This is a genomic window from Mycoplasmopsis mucosicanis, from assembly GCF_006546935.1.
In the GTDB taxonomy this organism is placed as follows: Bacteria; Bacillota_I; Bacilli_A; order Mycoplasmatales; family Metamycoplasmataceae; genus Mycoplasmopsis; species Mycoplasmopsis mucosicanis.
Map to the genome: position 1 here is coordinate 1 of NZ_SMDN01000038.1, position 540 is coordinate 540.

Consider the following 540-nt stretch of genomic DNA (forward strand, 5'->3'; position numbering starts at 1 on the left):
GGCTCTATATTTTTATTTATAAAAATATAAAAATATATATTTTTTATACTTATATACTTAAATGTGGTATAATTAATATATGAAAGTTAAAAAAGAATTGGTTTCAAGACAATGAAGAGTTTCAAATTCAAAGCTTAAAAAAGGTTTATATATCAATGTTGGCATTCCAAAAGTAGATAATAAAGGATTTGAAATAAGATTTGGTTATGGATACGTTGAAGAACTGAAAAAATACAATGAGGACCCGATAAACACAATAAAAAACATAATTAAAAATTTCCCTCTTTCACTAACAAAAGAAGAAGCAAGAGAAAAACTAAATGAATTGTTTAAAAATGAAAACGTCGAAGAGAAAGAAGTGAAAGAAAAATATCATGGACTCGACCTTATTGAAAACATATTTAATTATTTTGATATCTTTAAAAATTGTAAGGATTCAAAGTCAAAATCACTCAAAGACGTAGTTATTCACCAAATTTATCAAAAATTCAAACTTCCAATGAGTATTTATGGAACATATAAATCAATTAAGAAAGAAAC

The 540-nt window shown here is 23.9% G+C and carries 1 pseudogene; it reads left to right on the plus strand.

Annotated features, from left to right (window positions below):
- Nucleotides 1-79: 79 nt before the first annotated feature.
- Nucleotides 80-540: pseudogene (locus tag E1I18_RS03650) on the plus strand (IS1634 family transposase); the annotation flags it as partial.